Annotated in this window: 15 protein-coding genes, 1 tRNA gene and 1 pseudogene; 12 read left to right on the forward strand and 5 right to left on the reverse strand. The window is 37.4% G+C overall.

The genetic code is table 11. From position 1 onward, the window contains the following. Window position 1: 1 nt before the first annotated feature. From porL to F598_RS0113125, 4 genes are all read left to right on the forward strand, one after another. Window positions 2-646 carry a type IX secretion system motor protein PorL/GldL gene (porL, locus tag F598_RS0113110; protein ID WP_019039530.1) on the forward strand — a complete coding sequence of 215 codons (645 nt, stop codon included), beginning with the start codon at window positions 2-4 and terminating at the stop codon, window positions 644-646. Window positions 647-670: 24 nt separating this feature from the next. After that, complete coding sequence (porM, locus tag F598_RS0113115; protein ID WP_019039531.1) at window positions 671-2236, forward strand: type IX secretion system motor protein PorM/GldM; 1566 nt, start codon at window positions 671-673, stop codon at window positions 2234-2236. A gap of 12 nt (window positions 2237-2248) precedes the next feature. After that, entirely contained in the window at window positions 2249-3271 is a 1023-nt protein-coding gene (gene porN, locus F598_RS0113120) for a type IX secretion system ring subunit PorN/GldN (RefSeq protein ID WP_033408686.1), read from the forward strand. 109 nt (window positions 3272-3380) lie between these two features. After that, on the forward strand, window positions 3381-4436 hold the full coding sequence (locus F598_RS0113125; RefSeq protein ID WP_019039533.1) for an NAD(P)/FAD-dependent oxidoreductase: 1056 nt from the start codon (window positions 3381-3383) through the stop codon (window positions 4434-4436). Here the strand turns inward: F598_RS0113125 and F598_RS0113130 are convergent. After that, a complete protein-coding gene (locus F598_RS0113130) occupies window positions 4408-4803 on the reverse strand; it encodes a DUF983 domain-containing protein (protein ID WP_019039534.1) in 396 nt (131 codons plus the stop codon). The two genes, F598_RS0113125 and F598_RS0113130, sit on opposite strands and share 29 nt — an antisense overlap. Before the next feature lie 63 nt (window positions 4804-4866). On the opposite strand from F598_RS0113130, the gene F598_RS0113135 reads away from it, so the two are divergent. From F598_RS0113135 to F598_RS14815, 7 genes are all read left to right on the forward strand, one after another. Then, window positions 4867-6777 carry an ABC-F family ATP-binding cassette domain-containing protein gene (locus F598_RS0113135; protein WP_019039535.1) on the forward strand — a complete coding sequence of 637 codons (1911 nt, stop codon included), beginning with the start codon at window positions 4867-4869 and terminating at the stop codon, window positions 6775-6777. A 62-nt stretch (window positions 6778-6839) separates the two neighbouring features. Beyond that, the gene (locus tag F598_RS0113140) at window positions 6840-8009 is read left to right on the forward strand and encodes an efflux RND transporter periplasmic adaptor subunit (protein ID WP_019039536.1); all 1170 of its coding nucleotides are present in this window, start codon (window positions 6840-6842) and stop codon (window positions 8007-8009) included. Then, entirely contained in the window at window positions 8006-11269 is a 3264-nt protein-coding gene (locus F598_RS0113145) for an efflux RND transporter permease subunit (protein WP_019039537.1), read from the forward strand. Before F598_RS0113140 ends, F598_RS0113145 begins: the two co-directional genes overlap by 4 nt. 1 nt (window position 11270) lies before the next feature. Next, entirely contained in the window at window positions 11271-12596 is a 1326-nt protein-coding gene (locus tag F598_RS0113150; protein ID WP_019039538.1) for a TolC family protein, read from the forward strand. Beyond that, on the forward strand, window positions 12597-12779 hold the full coding sequence (locus F598_RS0113155) for a CPXCG motif-containing cysteine-rich protein (protein ID WP_019039539.1): 183 nt from the start codon (window positions 12597-12599) through the stop codon (window positions 12777-12779). Between the two features lie 245 nt (window positions 12780-13024). Beyond that, a tRNA-Met gene (locus F598_RS0113160) sits at window positions 13025-13097 on the forward strand. A gap of 146 nt (window positions 13098-13243) precedes the next feature. Continuing rightward, window positions 13244-14176, forward strand: a complete 933-nt coding sequence (locus F598_RS14815) for a tyrosine-type recombinase/integrase (RefSeq protein WP_051080740.1) — start codon at window positions 13244-13246, stop codon at window positions 14174-14176. 94 nt (window positions 14177-14270) lie between these two features. Here the strand turns inward: F598_RS14815 and F598_RS0113170 are convergent, their stop codons facing one another. Further along, window positions 14271-14555 carry an addiction module antidote protein gene (locus tag F598_RS0113170; protein ID WP_019039540.1) on the reverse strand — a complete coding sequence of 95 codons (285 nt, stop codon included), beginning with the start codon at window positions 14553-14555 and terminating at the stop codon, window positions 14271-14273. Between the two features lies 1 nt (window position 14556). Continuing rightward, window positions 14557-14859: a type II toxin-antitoxin system RelE/ParE family toxin gene (locus tag F598_RS0113175; RefSeq protein WP_019039541.1), complete on the reverse strand. Its 303-nt coding sequence runs from the start codon at window positions 14857-14859 to the stop codon at window positions 14557-14559. Window positions 14860-15290: 431 nt separating this feature from the next. On the opposite strand from F598_RS0113175, the pseudogene F598_RS14820 reads away from it, so the two are divergent. Next, a pseudogene (locus F598_RS14820) lies at window positions 15291-16258 on the forward strand (IS110 family RNA-guided transposase). A 135-nt stretch (window positions 16259-16393) separates the two neighbouring features. Here F598_RS14820 and F598_RS0113185 read toward each other — a convergent pair. Then, window positions 16394-17662 (reverse strand): chloride channel protein, encoded by a 1269-nt coding sequence (locus F598_RS0113185; protein WP_026302723.1) that lies wholly within the window; start codon window positions 17660-17662, stop codon window positions 16394-16396. Between the two features lie 566 nt (window positions 17663-18228). After that, complete coding sequence (locus F598_RS0113190; protein WP_019039543.1) at window positions 18229-19077, reverse strand: phospholipase D-like domain-containing protein; 849 nt, start codon at window positions 19075-19077, stop codon at window positions 18229-18231. Window positions 19078-19229 lie beyond the last annotated feature (152 nt).

Raw genomic sequence — 19229 nt, forward strand, 5'->3', positions numbered from 1 at the left:
CATGGCAAAATCAAAATCAGGAAAAAAGGTAATGAATATGGTATATGGCCTTGGAGCGGCAATCGTTATCATAGGTGCATTATTTAAAATTATGCACTGGCCTTTTGGAAATACAATGCTTATTATTGGACTAGTCGTTGAAGCAGCGGTATTCGCTATTTCAGCATTCGAACCTGTAGATGATGAACTGGACTGGTCTAAGGTATATCCGGAATTAGCTCAAGATAATTCTCCTGCCAAAGGAAAATCGGGTAAGCCTACTGTGGAAGACGAGCAAGGTCTTCTTTCAAAAAAGCTTGACGAAATGCTGAAAGAAGCTAAAATCGATTCTAAATTGATGGAAAGTCTTGGAGAAAGCATCAAAAACTTCGAAGGCGCAGCTCGTAACATTCAACCCACTACAGATTCTATGGAATCTCAGCGTAAATATAGCGAAGAGTTAACCTTAGCAGCTACCCATATGGAATCCTTAAATAACCTTTATAAAGTACAGGTTGAATCAGCTTCGAAGCAAGCCGAGGTGAATCAGGCTGTAGCAGATAATGCCAGCAGATTAAAAGAGCAAATGGAATCCTTAACAGCTAACCTAAACTCACTTAACGGAGTGTACGGTGGTATGTTAACCGCAATGCGACCTAAAGCTTAATTCTAATTTTTTAAAAGAAAAACTATGGCTGGAGGAAAACAGACCCCAAGGCAGAAGATGATTAACCTGATGTACTTGGTATTTATTGCGATGATGGCATTAAATATGTCTAAAGAGGTGTTAACCGCTTTTGGATTAATCAATGAGTCTTTGGCAGATGCCAACGAGAGTTTCGTTGAAAAAAACAATGCCGCAGTTGCAGGTTTAAAACAAAAAGCGAAGGATTCTCCTGAGCAATTTGAAGAAGCTAAGAACTTAGCAACTTCTGTGGCCTCTCTTACTGAGAATTATTACCAGTACTTAGGTTCTCTTAAAGCAGAGCTGAAAGGAACTGTAGATGATCCTATGGATTATGAAAGTATGGATAAGACGGCTTATCTGGATGAAAAAATGATGTCTAGTGGTAACTTGACCAAAGATGGACAGAAGTTTATGGCAGAAATGGAAGCTTATCACGATGGTATGTTGCAATTGATTGGTGACAATCCAAAATACCAGCAAATATCTAGCGCAATTTCAAAGAAATTCAACGGTGAAGATATTGTAGATGGTGACAACGTCAAGAAAAAATACATAGAGTACCACTTTATTGGTTATCCTCTGGTGTCTTCTATTACCAAAATATCGGCTCTTCAAAACGATATTATGGTGTATGAAAATGAATTACTTTCTATGATGTTAGCTGGGGAACTTGCTTCAATTGCTGAGGTGAATACAACCAATTATTCTACTATCTTGGAAACTTCCAAATCGGCATATTTCTCTGGCGAGGAATTTGACGGTGCTATCGTTTTGGGAAGAACAGACGAATCGACTGTACCAAATGATGTTAGACTTACTCTAGACGGACGAAAACTTGAGAAAGGAAGAGACTTTGAGTTGGACGGAGGTAAAGTCGTTCTAAAAGTATCGTCTGGTAATGTAGGTACTCACAAAATAGAAGGGAATTTAATTTTTAAGCAGGATGGAAAAGAAACCGAAGTTCCGGTTGATAAAACCTATTCAGTCATTCCAAAACCAAACCAAGCCATTGTATCTGCTGATAAGATGAATGTGGTCTACCGAGGAATAGAAAACCCTATTACCGTTTCTATGCCTGGGGTTCCTGGAAATAAAGTAAACGCCAGCGCACCCGGTTTAAGAAGAGTAAGTGGATCTCAGTATATGATGGTTCCAAAAACGGGTACTGAAGTTAAAATTAGTGTTGTTGGAGAAATTGACGGTAAGAAATTCCCATCTTCTGCGACATTTAGAATTAAAAGTTTACCAAGACCAACACCTACAGTACGAGGTCAGGTGCAGGAAGGTGGTGCTATACAGATGCCTAAAAATGCTTTAAAAGTGTCACCAATTGGAGCGACGTTCGAAAACTTTGATTTCGACATCACCCCTACAGTAAAGCGTTTTACGCTTAGTGTTCCAGGACAGCCTTCAGTGGTGGTGAATGGAAGCAGACTAGATCAAAAAGCTCAAGGCCTTTTAGATCTTGCCAGAGCAGGAGATATCGTACAAATATTTGATATTAAAGCTGATGTTCCTGGTGTGAACGTTAAAAACATGCCGGCGATATTGGTTCAGTTAACTAATTAAAAATTGAAAAAGATGTACTCTAATCTAAAAGTCTTTACAAGCTTGATGCTTGTGCTTAGCACTCATTTAGCCATAGCACAATCCAGCAACATTCTAAATGCATCCAAACCTTCGCAAGTAGGAGTATTGACTGATGATCAAAAAATAGCTAATGATGACAAACCTCTAGAATATGGGTATGTTGGAGATAGAGATATTTTATGGTCTAAAGTCGTTTGGGAGAAAATTGACCTTAAGCAAAAAGTTAATTTTCCTCTATTGTACCCTACTCAGGATGATGCATTCTCATCTAACAGACGCTCTTTGTATAAAGTGCTCTTAGATGCGATTGAAAAAGGAGCAAAAGACTCTACTTCTGTAGATGCTATTACCGAGGTGTATGCGACTAGCTATTTTAATAAGAAAAGATCTTATGAAGATATTTTAGGATCCACTAAGTCTGTATTTTTACCCGATGTCGCTTTAGATATTCTGGGTCAGTATGGGGTCACAGGGACAGATAATGTTCAAACCTTTATCAATAGATCTTTGGCTAATGAATTATCTCAGTATCCAGACTTGTATCCACAAGAACTTATTGCTCAAATGGAACCTTATTTAATCCCTACAGAAATTACCAGTAGAGATATCCTTGAATATCATATTAAAGGCATGTGGTATTTTGATAAATTACAAGGAGAGATGAGGTATCGATTACTGGGTATTGCTCCAGCCGGCTATGATATCCAAAGTCAAAACCAAAGTTTCTCTGGTGACCCTCAGATCGTACCTTATTTTTGGGTGTGGTTTCCAGATGCTAGACATGTGCTTCACAACGCTAAAGTGCTGAATAATCAAAATGCATCAATGCCTTTTAGTTTTGATCATCTTCTAAACTCTAGACGTTTTGATGCTGTGATTTATAAAACTCAAAACGTATATGAAGATCGTGAAGTTTCAGAATACATTCAAGACAATGCTTTACTGCAATTATTAGAATCGAATAGAATCAAAGAAGAGATAAGAAACTTCGAATTAGATATGTGGAACTACTAATCCCATCTAATCAATATATACTAAATTTGCCTTCACTGCATGTGAAGGCTTTTTTATTTTTAAGCTGGTGGTTTTAATTTTAAACATGAAAGTGAAAGCTGTTTAAAGTATGAAGACGAAAGATGTATTGATTGTAGGGTTTGGTATAGCTGGATTAACTATTGCAAAACAGCTAAAGAAGAGAAAAAAATCCTTTGATATCATCTCCGATGAAAGCCAACAGTCTTCTAAGGTGGCAGGGGGAGTATTAAATCCTGTCGCTTTAAAGCGTTATAAATTGGCTTGGAAAGCAGACGATTTAATGCCTGAGGCTCTAATTTTCTATTCTCAATTGAATTCTAAAATTGACAGGCCCTATTTTCAGAAGGTGCCAGTTTTTAAACTTTTTTCCTCTGTAGAGGATCAAAATAACTGGATGGTAGCTTCAGATCAGGCTAAATTGGATCCATATCTTAATCCACAAATCAAATCTTTAGACCTAGCTGCTCATACTCCATTCAAGTCTGGTGAAGTCTTAAACACTCACCTTCTTGATCTTAAGGGCATGCTATCATACCACCAATCAAAATACACTGAAAACAATCAATTTATGTCTGAACGTTTTGAATATGATCTTCTACAAATTCAAGATGATATTTTATCTTATAAAAACTCGACCTACAGACGTGTGATCTTTTGTGAGGGCTTTGGAGTCACGAAAAATCCTTTTTTCAATTGGCTGCCTCTCTATGGTAATAAAGGCGAGTATTTGGTGTTTAAATCACCAGACTTATCTTCAAACGTATGCATTTTAAAGTCAAGGCACTTCATTATTCCCTTAGGGAACGATCTCTATAAATTTGGAGCTACCTATTCCAGAGAGCAATTGAATGACTTACCGACTGAGTCTGCCAAAATAGAGCTTGAAGAAAGCTTAGGTAAGATGATTGATTGTAATTATGAAATCGTAGATCAAATTGCTGGCGTGAGACCTACAGTAAGAGATAGAAAGCCAATATTAGGCCAGCACCCTGAGCATAGTCATATGTATGTCCTTAACGGGTTTGGAAGTCGAGGTGTCATGGCAGCACCCTACTTATCCAGAAGTTTGGTAGAAAACATCTACGACTCCAGTTCTTTAGATAATGAAATTGATATTACTCGCTTTTTGAAGTTTTATGCTTAGCGTCTTTATCGTAGGATAAAAAGAAATTGATCCAGATATTTCTAGATAGCCTCATGATAATAGGGCCCATAATAAGCAATACAGCAATAATCGAAAAGAAAGAAGTAATGACATCCATGCCTATGAAAAAGTAAGAGGTAATGAAGGCCGCTACAGAAAAAGCAACTCCAAGACCGTAACTCACATACATAGCTCCATAAAAGAAGGAGGGTTCAATTTTAAACTTTTGGTTGCAAACCGAGCAACGTTCATGCATATCATAAATTTTACTGAGCTTGTAGGGGTTAGGTTCTACGTACATTTTGCCTTCCTGGCAAACTGGACATTTACCTGTAAATACACTATATAATTTTGTCCCTTTGAGCATTTTTATTAAAATTTAGTTTTGCTTTGCAAAAATACCAATATTTGCAAAAATTATAGGTAACATATGCTACACATTCACAACCTTTCTATTTCATTTGGAGGAGAGTATCTTTTTAAAGAGATCAGTTTCAAATTAAGTGCTGGAAATAGAGTAGGTCTCATCGGTAAAAACGGAGCGGGTAAGTCGACGATGCTGAAAATTATTTCCGGTGAAATGCCTTTAGATCAGGGGCAGATTGCTAAAGATAAAGAGATAAATATTGGCTTCCTGAAACAAGATATAGATTTCGAAGAAGGGAGAACAGTTTTGGAAGAGGCTTATCAGGCTTTTGAAGCGATTAAGGGTATAGAAGCTAAACTGGAGCATATCAATCAGCAATTGGTAGAGCGTACCGATTATGAAAGTGAGGGTTATAATCAATTGATGATAGACCTTAACGATTACCAGCAGCAATACGAGATCTTAGGAGGTTATAATTACCAGGGAGATACAGAAAAAGTCCTTAAAGGTTTAGGCTTTACTACAGAAGATTTTGATAAACAAACCAATACGTTTTCTGGGGGTTGGAGAATGCGTATTGAACTGGCTAAACTGCTACTTCAAAGCAATGATATCCTCCTTTTGGATGAGCCAACCAACCACCTGGATATAGAAAGTATTTTGTGGCTGGAAAGTTTTCTGCAAAACTTCGCCGGTTGTGTTGTGATTGTGTCGCACGATAAAATGTTCCTGGATAATGTCACCAATAGAACAATAGAACTGTCCTTAGGCCAAATTTATGATTATAATAAGCCCTACTCTAAATTCAAAGTATTACGACAGGAGCTGAGAGAACAGCAATTAGCAGCTCAGAAAAATCAACAGAAGGAAATTGAGCAAACTGAAAAGCTGATTAGCAAATTTAGAGCTAAAGCGAATAAAGCCTCTATGGCTCAATCTCTCATCAAAAAACTTGAGAAAACAGAAGTGATTGAAGTCGACGAAGAGGATAATCAGGTGATGAATGTAAAATTCAATAGCTCCAAAAACCCTGGTAAAGTTGTGATTGAAGCTGAAGATTTATCAAAATCATTTGCAGAGGATCTTGTTTTCAAAGATGTGGAGTTTTTGATTGAAAGAAATTCAAAAATTGCCTTTGTGGGGCAGAATGGACAGGGAAAATCAACTCTGGCTAAAATAATTGTCGGTGAGCTTGAGCATGGTGGTCACATCAAACTAGGACACAACGTCGAGATTGGATATTTCGCTCAGAACCAAGCAGAATACCTGGATGGCGATAAAACGGTTTTAGATACGATGATCGATGCTGCCAACGAAAGCAACAGAAGCCGAGTACGTGATATTTTAGGTTCATTTTTGTTTAGAGGGGATGATGTAACCAAGTTCGTGAAAGTGCTTTCTGGAGGGGAAAGAAACCGTTTAGCTCTGGCTAAGATGTCGTTATCTCCGTTTAACGTCTTAATCATGGATGAGCCTACTAACCATTTGGATATTCAGTCTAAAAACGTTCTGAAGGCTGCCTTAAATAATTTCGAAGGCACTTTAATTTTAGTTTCTCACGATAGGGATTTCCTTCAGGGTCTGGCAGACTCGATTTTTGAATTTAGAAATCATAAGGTAAAAGAATTTTTAGGAGATATCAACGACTACTTAAAATACAGGGAGTTGGAGTCGATGCGTGAGGTGGAGAAGAAGGATAAAAAACAAAAAGAAAACAAAGCCTCATCCACTGCTAAGAATGATTATGAATATCAGAAAAAGCAGAAATCACTTCAGAATAAGCTGAGCAATGTGGAATCTGAGATATCAAAATTAGAAAAAGAGATCAAATCTTTAGATAAAAAGCTGGCAGAACAATACGAAGAAAGCGTCGGTAAGGATAATTTCTTCGATAATTACAATAAGAAAAAACAAAAGTTAGATAAATTAATGGAGTCCTGGGAAGAACTTCAATTAAAAATCGAAACTCTTTAAGTTTTCATAAAGTTTGAAATAAGACTTTAACTTTTATCATTTTAGAGCGTCTTAAAAAAACTATGAGAAAAATAATACTATACGTTTTAGGAGTCCTTTTGCTGGTGGGTGGCATTTATGGAGCTCAGCTTATAATCGACAGTAAGGAAGTCCCTAAATCTGAGTCTAAAAAAACGATTAAAACAGTTTTTGTAGATACAGTTCAAAATTCCACAGTACCTATTTTAATTCCTGCAAACGGAAATCTGGTAGCTAAACGGAGAGTCGAATTATACGCCGAAGTACAAGGAGTTTTTACCTACAGTGCAAAACTTTTTAGAGCGGGCCAAAACTATAAAAAGGGTCAGCCTTTAATTAAGATGGACGCTTTAGAATATAAAGCGTCTGTTCAGTCTTCCAAAAGTAATTTATTCAATCAGATAACTGCAATAATGCCAGATTTGAGATTAGACTATCCAGAGGTCTATCCCAAATGGCAGAACTATCTCAATAATTTCGACCTCGCAAAACCCGTTCCTCCACTTCCAAAATACGATTCTGATAAAGAACGTTTTTTCATTAATGGACGTGGCATCAACACTGCTTACTACGATGTTAAGAATATGGAAGAACGATTGATAAAATTCACAATTAATGCTCCTTTTGACGGTGTGTTAATACAGGCCATGGTCACAGAAGGGACGCTCATCAGAAGCGGACAAATGCTTGGGGTTTTTATAGATCCCGAGGTTTATGAGCTTCAGGTAGCTATAGCCAAAGATTATGCAGATCTACTTCAGTTGGGAGAAGCAGTAATCTTAACAAACAATAAGCGCACTAAGACTTATACTGGTGAGGTGACTCGAATCAATGCAAGTATCGACCAGGCAACTCAAACCGTAAGTGTTTTTATAGAAGTTAAGGGCGAATCTCTCAAGGAAGGGATGTATTTAAAAGCCTCTCTAGAAGCCAGGAAAGAAGAAAATGCAATTTCCATAGATAGGAGTCTGGTTAACGATCAGAATGAAATTTTTGTGGTTAAAGACACAATTTTGAGTAGTATAAAAGTCAATCCTATTTACTTCTCAGACAAGAAAGCCGTGGTGAAAGGCATACCTGATGGAGAATTGATGTTGGCAAAACAAGTGCCAGGAGCCTACAATGGTATGTTAGTGAAAGTGGTTGGTGAAGATGGAGCAGATCAGTCCAATCAAAATGAGTCTGAAGCAGTGGCAGAAACCCGTGAAGAATGAGAAAAATCATCTCTTATTTTATAAAATATCACGTTGCTGTAAATGTGATGATTTTAGCCTTTGTCATCTTTGGTGTGGTGGGGATGTTTCGTTTGCAGTCTTCCTACTTCCCTTTGATTGAATCTGAGATTATCAATATAAACGTGACCTACCCTGGGGCGGCCCCAGAAGAAATTGAAGAAGGGATTGTTCTTAAAATTGAAGATAACTTAAAAGGCCTAGTAGGAGTAGATAGAGTGACTTCTACTTCAAGAGAGAATGGCGGAAGCATCACTGTAGAAATCGATCGTAATGAAGACATCGATGTGATGTTGAGCGAGGTCAAAAATGCAGTAGACCGCGTTCCTAATTTCCCTACAGGAATGGAACCGCTGGTAGTAGCTAAGCAGGAAAATATTCGTGAGACTTTTGACTATTTTGTGAGCGGGGAGGGGGTTGATTTGGCTACCTTAAAACAGATCGCCAGACAGATGGAGTATGACCTAAGGGCGATGGACGGTTTATCTCAGATAGAGATCTCTGGATACCCAGACGAAGAAATTGAAATCGCTGTAGATGAAGATGATTTACTAGCTTATAACCTCACCTTTGCAGAAGTGGCTCAAGCTGTATCACAAGCCAATATATTGACTACAGGCGGAAGTATAAAAACCGATGTGGAAGATTTTCTGATTCGGGCCAACAACCGTTCTTACTTCGGAAAGGAACTCAACAACCTTGTTGTAAAGTCCCAGCCAGATGGTACTCAGGTGACCTTGAAAGACGTAGCTACCATACGTGATCGTTTTTCTGAAACACCTAATGCCTCTTACATTAATGGTAGGGTAGCAGTGAGCGTTAATATCTCGACCACCAATAACGAAGATTTGCTGGCCGCCGCAGAAAAGGTAAGGCAGTACGTCAAAGAGTTTAATGAAAAGAACGATACGATTGAAATTATTGTAGAAGATGACCGTAGTATTACACTAAATCAGCGGACACAATTATTGATTGAAAATGGGGCAGTTGGAATTTTACTGGTCCTTATATTTTTATCTTTCTTCCTTAACACCCGGCTTGCTTTTTGGGTGGCCTTTGGTTTACCAATTTCATTTTTAGGGATGTTTATTTTTGCAAACGCTTTTGGAGTGACCATCAACGTTTTATCTCTGTTCGGAATGATTATTGTAATTGGTATTCTGGTAGATGATGGAATTGTGATTTCAGAGAATATCTATCAGCATTATGAAATGGGAAAGAAGCCTGTCCAGGCTGCAATAGATGGGACCATGGAAGTGCTACCGCCAATCATTTCAGCGATAATTACCACGGTTTTAGCTTTCTCTACCTTTTTATTTTTAGATAGTCGAATTGGTCAGTTTTTTGGTGAAGTGAGTACAGTCGTTATCTTAACGCTTGTAGTCTCACTTGTTGAGGCATTAATTATACTTCCAGCCCATATCGCTCATTCCAAGGCTCTGGTGAGAGAAAAAGAAGGGGAGACGAAAAAGCCAAGTGGATTCGGTGTTGTTTTTAAAAAAATGAGAGGGATCAATGTGTATGGCGACAAAGTCATGGCATTTTTCAGAGATCGTTTTTATGAGCCTGTTATAAGGTTCACTATTCAAAATCGCTTTCTCAGCTTCGCGATTATTACCACTATGTTAATATTGACGATTGGTTCAATCATGGGTGGGGTGGTGAGAGTAACTTTATTTCCAAGTATTGCAAGTGATAGAGTGAGTATTGACTTGCTAATGCCAGAAGGAACCAATCCCAAAACAACAGACAGTATCATTTCTATGGTAGAAGATGCGGCCTGGAGAGTGAATGAAGATTTTTCTGCACGTCAAACGGGAGAGAAGCAAGTGGTAAGAAACATTGTGAGGCGAGTGGGTCCTGGAAATAATAAAGCGTCTTTACGAGTTAATTTACTTCCCGGTGAAGAACGCGATTTTGGCTCTCCAGAAATCACTAATGCGATTAGAGATGAGGTTGGCGAGGTTTATGGTGTAGAAAGGCTCACCTTTGGTTCTGGTGGAAACTTTGGAGGGAAACCAGTATCGGTTTCGTTGCTGGGAAATAACCTGAATGAGCTAGAACAGGCCAAAGAAGAACTCAAAGCCATTTTAGAGGAGAATTCCACCCTTAAAGATGTGACAGATACCGATCCGGATGGAATTAAAGAAATCACGGTGAACCTTAAAGACGACGCTTACGCTTTAGGTTTAAATCTGGGTGAAGTGATGAGCCAGGTGAGAGCTGGATTTTTTGGCCTGCAAGCGCAGCGTTTTCAAAGAGGGCAGGACGAAATTAGAGTTTGGGTAAGGTATGATCGTGATAATAGAGAATCGATCAATGATCTGTCTGATATGCGCATCGTGACTCCGGATGGAAACCGAGTTCCCTTTGGAGAAATCGCCAGTTATACCATCGAAAGAGGTACCGAATCGATAAGCCACTTAGAAGGACTCCGGGAAATCCGCGTAGAAGCAGATCTTGAAGATCCTAACGCCAGTGCGACAGATGCTATCGCTAACATAGATCAAAATATCCTTCCTGGTATTTTAGCCAAATACTCTAGTGTATCTGTATCTTACGAAGGTCAAAACAGAGAGGCAGGAAAGCTTACGGATTCTGCTAAAAATGTATTGCCAGTGGTGCTATTTCTCATCTATGCTGTAATTGCCTTTACCTTTAGAAGTTACAGCCAGCCGCTTCTGTTGATGTTACTCATACCTTTCAGTGTTATTGGGGTTGCCTGGGGGCATTACATTCATGGATTTCCAGTTAATATCTTATCACTATTAGGTATTATTGCTTTAGTAGGGATTATGGTGAACGATGGTTTGGTTCTCATAGGGAAATTTAACTCCTATCTGAGAGATGGTTTAAACTTTGATACAGCACTTATTGAAGCGGGTAAATCCAGATTTAGAGCTATATTTTTAACCTCACTGACGACGATAGCAGGTATAGCGCCTTTACTGCTGGAACGAAGCAGGCAGGCTCAATTTTTAAAACCTATGGCAATTTCAATAGCCTACGGTATTTTTATAGCCACTTTTTTGACGTTATTGTTCCTGCCTTTACTATTGTCGTTCACAAATTCAGCAAAGACCAGGTTCAAATGGCTTGCTTCAGGTGAACATGTTGAAAAAGAAGCTGTAGAGCGAGCGATTAAAGAACAAAAAGAAGAACAACAACGCCAGGAAGAACTCGATCAGGCTAACCGGAACACTGAGAATCAGTCTCAGGTTACAAAACACCAAGATCATTAGTATGAGAGTAGTTTTTATCAGCATATTATTATTATTTCTTGCAAGTTCTGGCTCAACCATTACATATGGTCAGGACCTTTTAAGTAAGAAAGAAGCCATTACACAAACTTTATCAAATAACTTTGGTATACGCCTGGCCGAAAACCAAGTTGAAATTGCAGGTAATAATCAAAATGTACTCAATTCTGGCTATCTGCCCTCTTTAACAGGAAATGCCGGAGGGAATTATTCTAATGATGACCAAGATGTTACTTTCCGTGATGGTACTCAGGAATCCATCCAAGGAGCTGAAACAACACGTTATAATGCCTCCATCAATTTAAATTACACCTTGTTTGATGGATTGGGTCGTTACTGGAACTATAAAAGCTTAAAAGAACAGTATGATCTTACTTCTTTAGAAGCAAGACAAACCATTGAAACAACGATATTACAGCTCTTTACGGTATATTATGAAGTGGCTCGACTTACTGAAAATGAACAAGTCTTAATACAGACGTATGAAAACACAAAACGTCGTTTAAAGCGTGCTGAATATAGTTTTCAGTTCGGGCAGGTGAATAAATTGGATGTACTCAATGCGGAGGTAGACATTGTTAATGATAGCATCAATCTGATGAATAACAGACAGCAGTTGCAAAATGCTAAGCGCGATTTGAATGTCGTTCTCAATTCAGAACTCGAACAGAGCTTTAAGGTAGATACGATTGTGAATTTTACTAATCAGGTCAAGATTGAAAGTTTTGTCAATACTTCCAGCTCTAATAATGTCCGTCTACTTCAAGCGGAGAAGAATATTGCTATAAGCGATTACGACTACAAAGCGAGTAAGGGTGTATTTTTACCTAGAATAGGGTTAACAGGATCTTATGGTTGGAATGAAGCTAACTTACCATCAACAAACTTTGCTACTTCTAGTACTACAACTGGTCTTTCTGGTGGAGTAAGTCTTACCTGGGATCTGTTTGACGGTGGGGGTGGCATTACTAGAACTAAGAATGCGAAGATTATCCTAGATAATCAACGTCTTCTTAAATCTCAAATCAGACAGGAAGTTAATCGTGATATTTCCAACGCTGAAGGCAACTATCAAACCCGTTTACAGATCCTTGAACTACAGACAAAGAATATCATCACAGCAAAAAATAATTTTGAGCGTTCTAATGAGCAATATAAGTTAGGCCAAATCACCTCTGTAGAACTACGTCAAGCCCAGGTGAACCTTCTTAATGCCCAAACCAGTAAGAATTTGGCTAAGTACAATGCCAAGCTTGCTGAATTAGAGCTTTTACAACTGACGGGACAACTTCTAAACGTAAATTTTTAAATGTTTGAACACTATTTCCAATGCCCTTACTGTTGGGAGGAAATCAGTATGCTCTTAGATCCTTCTGTGCGCCAGCAAACTTATGTAGAGGACTGTGAAGTCTGCTGTAATCCTATACAAATTACTGTGAGTTTTGAGGCTGAAGAGCTTCAGGAATTCAGAGCTGAAGATATTGAGCAATAATACCAATTTATAAACCTAATGTTTCAGATAAGCTCGTTCATTTTCAGTTCTTCTTCCTTGTTCATAATTTCCGTAGCTATGGCTATGCAAATTAATCACAGCGTCGGAGAACAAAAAAGCAACTTCGCTTCTTATGCATCATTAAATATATAAATTGGTATAAAGTTGAAATTTTATTTTGCAGAACTGATAATTCGACTTATATTTGCAGTCCGATATTTACAACACAGGTTACAAACATATATCGCGGGGTAGAGCAGCAGGTAGCTCGTCGGGCTCATAACCCGAAGGTCACTGGTTCGAGTCCAGTCCCCGCTACTAAGCTAACATCAGCTAAATCAACGGATTGTGTCTCACAATCCGTTTTTTTATGCCTTCTGTTTTTTTACTTTTGCTAAAAGTACACGCTAAAGTACACGATTCTGATATGAAATTAGATTATTCCGAACCTAAAATCTTCACAGGTGGAGTGGATATTAAATCCTGGTCTAAGCTCTCGAAAAAAGAAAAAAAAAGAGGCTTTATCTAAAAGCTGGTACGTTTACTATTCCTATAGAGATCCAAAAACAGGTAAGCTTAAAAGGCAAACTAATATTAAAGGAGGTGTATATCAGCTTAAGACCAAGCGTGAACGTTATTCTTTTCTTAGAACAATGCGAGAAGCCCTATCAAAGCTGTTAGAGCTCGGGTTTAATCCTTATGAAGACAACAGTCACCTGGAAGCCCAACTGTTTTCAGATTCGACTGATGCACCTAAGACCCAGAAAGAACCCACTCCGAAAGTACCGCAACCACAGCCTGAAACACCAACTGTTCAAAATGAGACCGATGAGAAGGGTAATGGTATGAGTATCGATGAAGCTTTTAAATTCGGCTTGTCTATGAAAGAGCACATGATGAATAAAAACTCATATGTTCAGTATAAGAGCAGGATCGGTTTGTTTGAAAAATGGCTTAAAAGCGAAAAGCTGTTTGATAAGCCAATTTCCAGTATCACCAAAAAGATCGTGAATCAGTATCTAAACACTGTTGTACAAAAGACCAGTGCCAGAAACCGAAACAATTCTCGAACCGATATTGCTTTCATGTTTCAGTTGTTGGAAGAAAATGAAATCGTTAGGTCTAATTTTGTACAATCCATTCCTAAACTAAAGACAGTTCCCAAGCGAAATAAAACCTATACACCAGATCAGGAAAAGAATATTAATTCCTACCTGGAGAAACATGATCCCACCTTACATCTGTTTATCAAGTTTATTAGCTTTAATTTCTTAAGGCCAATTGAAGTCTGCAGGCTAAAAATTAAAGATGTGGATTTAAGCGATAAAAAGCCAAAGTCTTTCAATTCTGCACCGCCCCAAGCGAGCGATTTTCTATTTATAAATTTCATTGTTTAAATAAACAAATTGCGAGCGAAAAAATTGCCTAAGCCTTCAAATTTAACCCATAATCCCGCATTACTTATAGCCTCGTGTTGTGGTGCGTTTTTAATCACGCTGACATTGGTTTCACGTTAATTTGTCCGCCTATTGCTCTCAATACTTTTATTATTGTTTCGAATTGTGGTTTCGAACCGTCAGATAAAGCCTTGTATAGACTTGGTCGGCTCATTCCTGTTTTTTCTGCAATTTTAGTCATCCCAATTGATTTGGCAATATGTCCAATTGCTACAATTAAATCAGAGCTATTTCCGTCTTCAAGAACTGTATTTAAGTATTCAGCTATCATTTCTTCGCTGTCCAAATAGTCCGCTATGTCAAATTTTGTTGTTTCCATTTCAGTTGTCTTTTATTCTATTCCAAATTTTTTTAGCTTTTTCAATATCTTTTTGTTGAGTTGATTTCTCTCCACCGATAAGAAGTATAACAAGTTTAGTTTCCTTAATTTTAAAATAAATTCGATACCCTTTTGCGTAATTAATTCTCATTTCGCTAATTCCATCTCCTACAGGTTTACAGTCTCCGTAATGTTCATCAGTTTCAAGTTTCTGAATTCGAAAGAGTATTTTAGATTTAGCGCGAATGTCTTTAAGTTTTCTTATCCACTTATCAAACTCAGTTGTTTTCTCTGTTATTATCATTTATAAAGTGTATTCACTTAGATACAAATATAAACAATAATTTAGATTAGAAGAAGTAGATTTGGTATATTTAGTAGATTCGCTGTAAATGCACCACAACGGGAGTGTATATTTCAGTGGCGACCAAAAATGCACAGCCATTTGTTATTCAACCGTAAAGGTAGAAAATAAATCTCAAACCTTATCTTTTAACTCCTAAACCTAGCCATTGAATATACAAATCTTAAGTTTGATTCTCATTAAATTGTTATCTAAATCAGAAAGAACAAAAGAGAGGATTAAGGTTATGATATACATTGAAGCTCAGACTTCGTCAACATTGATAATCCCCTCTCTTTTACTATCTCAACCACGTTCAGTTCTGTGAGACCTGGATCTCGTTTTTAAGTTGTTGTGAGTAGGATAGTATGCTCTTTCATAAATCAATATTTATGAATAAATATAAAGAAACTTATGGAGTTGACATCAGTAAAGATGTTTTTGATGTCTATGGTAGCCTTAGCGGTCACCATCAGTTTAACAATGATGAGTATGGTTTTAAAAAGTTCCTTAAAGTACTATCAAAGAACTCATTAGTTGCTATGGAGGCTACAGGCTACTATCATTACCGGCTTGCACAGTTTCTCTACAAAAATGCAGTAGTAGTATCAGTCATCAATCCCTTATCGATCAAGCGGTTCATACAGATGAAGCTGGCTAAGGTAAAGACTGACAAGAGTGATGCTAAGGCGATCTGTGAGTATGCAAAGACCAACAAGATCCCTATTTATAATGCACTTACCGAAGTACAGAGTGAATGCCTGCAGCTGTTCAGACTTTTGGACACTTATTTGAAGCAGCGAACTGCGGTGAAGAACAAGATCCATGGAGAAGAAGCTCTGGGGGTTCTTTCAAAGTTCGTTTACAGGTCTTTAAAGCGCCAAAGAAAACAGCTTGACAAGGAAGTTAAAGCCATAAAGGAAAAGATTCTATCCTTAGTAAAAAAAGACCAAGAGCAGCAGCTCACACTTCTTACTTCAGTACCAGGCATAGGACAGAAAACAGCCCTATTCCTAATTGTAATTACCGATGGCTTCTCTAAGTTCGAAACGGCCTCACAGCTTTGTAGCTATGTGGGGATCACTCCCACTACAAGAGAGTCTGGCAGCAGCGTAAGAGGTAAGGCACGGATCAGTAAGGTAGGAAACAGAAAGCTGCGAAATTTGTTGTTTCTATGTGCCTTTAATGCCTGTAAGCATAACAAGGGATGCAGAGAAATTTACGAACGAATCGTAACAAGGGAAAGAGCAAGAAGTTAGCGCTGATTGCAGTGGCCAACAAGCTACTAAAACAATGCTTTGCTATAGCCAAATCAGGGCTACCGTATGATGAAGCATATGTCTCTGTACTGCCAAAGTAAATAGCACACAATGAAAGGAACAAAAAAAGCTCACAGAATCCATTAATGAAATCTGTGAGCCTAGAATAATAATGTCTAAAATTAATGAAGAAAAGAGTTGTTTTTTACCTCAGTTCTTTGTTGTATACCGTATTTTTATTCTTTTTCCATTTGTGAGCCAATAAAAGGTATTCTTGGTGCTAAAAAATAACCTGTTAAACTTGCGAATAAGATTGGGATAAAATGTCCAAACCCTGTCAATGTTGCAAGTAAAATTGTTGTACTCATTGGTGTTCGAGTTACGCAAGTGTTAATTGCTGCCATACAGCTAACTATCGCTAATGTCAAATTTATTGTCGGGAAAAGTTGATGTATAATTAGTCCTAATGTCGCTCCCACAAAAAACAAAGGAATGATAAATCCACCTCTCCAACCTGATGTAACTGTTATTGAAATGGCTATAATTTTGAAAATTAAAATAGCAAACAATAAAGTCAATGGGAAATTCCCTGAAAGCAGTTCGTTAATTTCGTGATGTCCAAAGTATCTTGTTATTGGAAAGTAGAATGCAATTACTCCAAGTAAAATTCCTCCAATCAGCGTTTTGAAATAAATGGGAATTGGTTTTTTCTCAAATAATGATTTAAAAAATTTGGTGCAAAAAATAAAAGCCCATCCAAAAGTAGCTCCAACTACTGCAAATAGAACTGCATAACCAAAATCCAAAATCCCTGAATATTCATACGCTGATAAGTCCCAAATCGGGCCAAGTCCTAAATGAATGATTAATGCAAACACCAAGTAACTAAAGCAGCTTGCAACAAATGCGGGAATTATGGCTTTGTAATATTCAACTGCGTGTTTGTGGTGCAGAATTTCCAATGAAAAAAGACTACCGCCTAAAGGAGCACCAAATAAAGCTGTAAACCCTGAAGCCATTCCTGCAATACTTAATGACCGTAATTCTTCTCCTTTAAGTCTTAATAATTTACCTAACCAAGTTCCTGTAGAGCCTGTCACTTGAACTAACGGTGCTTCGGGTCCGAGACTTCCACCTGACGCAACACATAGCAATGAAGAAAGAATCATTGAAGGATTGTTTTTGGGGTCAAGTTTTCCTTTGTTAAACCGAATATTGTTTACGATTAAATGTATTTCTCCTGGGTCTCCAATGAAGTGAATTACCAAGCCTGCTAAAAGTCCGCAAATTGCCATTACAGGGATTACTTGCCAACCACTAAAAAAGGCTAATTGATGAGTCAGAAACTCAAGTCCAATCCAATAAATCCCTGCAATTATACCTCCAAATAATCCAAGTAAAGCCCATAACAAAAAAGTCCGACTGAAAACGAATGGGTTAAATCGGACAGGTTGGTCTAAAATATTTAAGTATGTTACTAATTTTCTTCTTCGTTTTAATTTCACTGTTTCGTTTCTGTTTTTTTATATGGCATACAACGTTCGTGTGTATGGCTTCGTTGCGAGCAAACTGGCGCACATCTTTCAGCCGTGGCTGAAAGATAGCACATTGCGTGGAATTTTCGGTAGAAAATTCAGTCGCAATGAGCTATACACTCTGTTGTAGGTAGATTTTATTAAGATTCGGTTTATAATTGATCTTTTTATTATTCTTTAAATCGGAGTCGGGCAGAGGTGACAAATCAGTCAGCAATTAATTTCGATTATCATTTCAGCTGCTCTAGCTCCAAAACCCATTCAGCCGTTTTAGTCACAAAACAAGCTATTCAGCCGTAAAATGGCATTTTAAACCTTCCATTCAGCCGACTGACTTTTCGTTTATCAGACCAAGCAATTAATGAAATCCTTTCACACAGTTTTTTTTGATCAATTTACCTACAACGGATTTGTATAACGTGTCGTAACGCTAACTGTGAATTTAATCATTTTTCAATTAACGCACTTTATGCAATTAAAAAACGCTGATTTAGATTTTATCCTGAATCAGCGTTATGCACGTTATACGTTGTTAACTACAGGCTTTTTTTTTTCCTATAGCATTCTTCTTTATGTTCAGCAAGTTTTTCCACGAAATCACATATGACATTAATCAATTTCTTTTTTTCTTTTACGGTTATATAGTTTAAATTACTGTTTGAAAGTCTAAACTCAGATCTTATTCTAATGTTATTTTGACTCGATTCAGCAACAAATTCTGAGAATTTATTTTTTTCCAAGAAGCTTTGGAAATTCTCTGTTTCCAAATTAGAAGTAATTCCAATTACATAAACAATATTATTTCCTTTATCAATATCTAAATAATATTGATTTCCTACATTGAAGTTAAGAGACCCATTTTTCCAATAAGCATTAACACTTCTTTCAAATCTATTAGATAATGAATTAGACAAGATCACATTGAACCTTTCTTTTGACAAATATATTTCATCAGGATTTGGCTTGGTCAATTCGACATTAGGCTCTAATACTTTCTTCACGAACATTTTTAGTTCTACCATTTCATCTTCTGAATCGCAAATTGAGCCGAATTCAATAGCACTTAAATTAGAACTCGTTAATAAATTCATTGAGGTAACTATTCCGGCTTTTTCATTAAAATAAAGCTTTGCATGTAGGTTTTTAATAAGCTTGGGTTTAATGTTAAGGGATTCAATCTGCTCCCAACTTTTATAATTATTGCTGTCAAGTCTGATATAAAATTGGATATTAACCCCTCTATTCCTTGCATTACTTAAATCGGTCATTATCCTATCCCAATTTTTAAAATTAACATAGGGAGAAACTAATACTAAATATTCCTCAGAATCATTTATGAGGTTGAGAATTTCACTTGTAATTTGGTAAGGTTGAATTATTTTCATTTTGGGGTCAAGCTTGTAGTTAACGTTTGTGTGTATAGCTGCGTTGCGAGCAAACTAGCGCACATCTTTCAGCCGTGGCTGAAAGATAGGACATTGCGTGGAATTTTCGGTAGAAAATTCAGTCGCAATGAGCTATACACTCTGTTGTAGGT

The organism is Psychroflexus tropicus DSM 15496 (genome assembly GCF_000378765.1).
Lineage (GTDB): Bacteria > Bacteroidota > Bacteroidia > Flavobacteriales > Flavobacteriaceae > Psychroflexus > Psychroflexus tropicus.

What these genes read in the sequence shown, in the direction of transcription:
- F598_RS0113145 (WP_019039537.1), top strand. Translation starts at nt 8,006, where the DNA reads ATGAGAAAAATCATCTCTTATTTTATAAAATATCACGTTGCTGTAAAT.
- porL (WP_019039530.1), top strand. Translation starts at nt 2, where the DNA reads ATGGCAAAATCAAAATCAGGAAAAAAGGTAATGAATATGGTATATGGC.
- F598_RS0113140 (WP_019039536.1), top strand. Translation starts at nt 6,840, where the DNA reads ATGAGAAAAATAATACTATACGTTTTAGGAGTCCTTTTGCTGGTGGGT.
- F598_RS0113170 (WP_019039540.1), bottom strand. Translation starts at nt 14,555, where the DNA reads ATGGAAACAACAAAATTTGACATAGCGGACTATTTGGACAGCGAAGAA.
- F598_RS0113150 (WP_019039538.1), top strand. Translation starts at nt 11,271, where the DNA reads ATGAGAGTAGTTTTTATCAGCATATTATTATTATTTCTTGCAAGTTCT.
- F598_RS0113175 (WP_019039541.1), bottom strand. Translation starts at nt 14,859, where the DNA reads ATGATAATAACAGAGAAAACAACTGAGTTTGATAAGTGGATAAGAAAA.
- F598_RS0113125 (WP_019039533.1), top strand. Translation starts at nt 3,381, where the DNA reads ATGAAGACGAAAGATGTATTGATTGTAGGGTTTGGTATAGCTGGATTA.
- F598_RS0113135 (WP_019039535.1), top strand. Translation starts at nt 4,867, where the DNA reads ATGCTACACATTCACAACCTTTCTATTTCATTTGGAGGAGAGTATCTT.
- porM (WP_019039531.1), top strand. Translation starts at nt 671, where the DNA reads ATGGCTGGAGGAAAACAGACCCCAAGGCAGAAGATGATTAACCTGATG.
- F598_RS0113190 (WP_019039543.1), bottom strand. Translation starts at nt 19,077, where the DNA reads ATGAAAATAATTCAACCTTACCAAATTACAAGTGAAATTCTCAACCTC.
- F598_RS0113155 (WP_019039539.1), top strand. Translation starts at nt 12,597, where the DNA reads ATGTTTGAACACTATTTCCAATGCCCTTACTGTTGGGAGGAAATCAGT.
- F598_RS0113130 (WP_019039534.1), bottom strand. Translation starts at nt 4,803, where the DNA reads ATGCTCAAAGGGACAAAATTATATAGTGTATTTACAGGTAAATGTCCA.
- porN (WP_033408686.1), top strand. Translation starts at nt 2,249, where the DNA reads ATGTACTCTAATCTAAAAGTCTTTACAAGCTTGATGCTTGTGCTTAGC.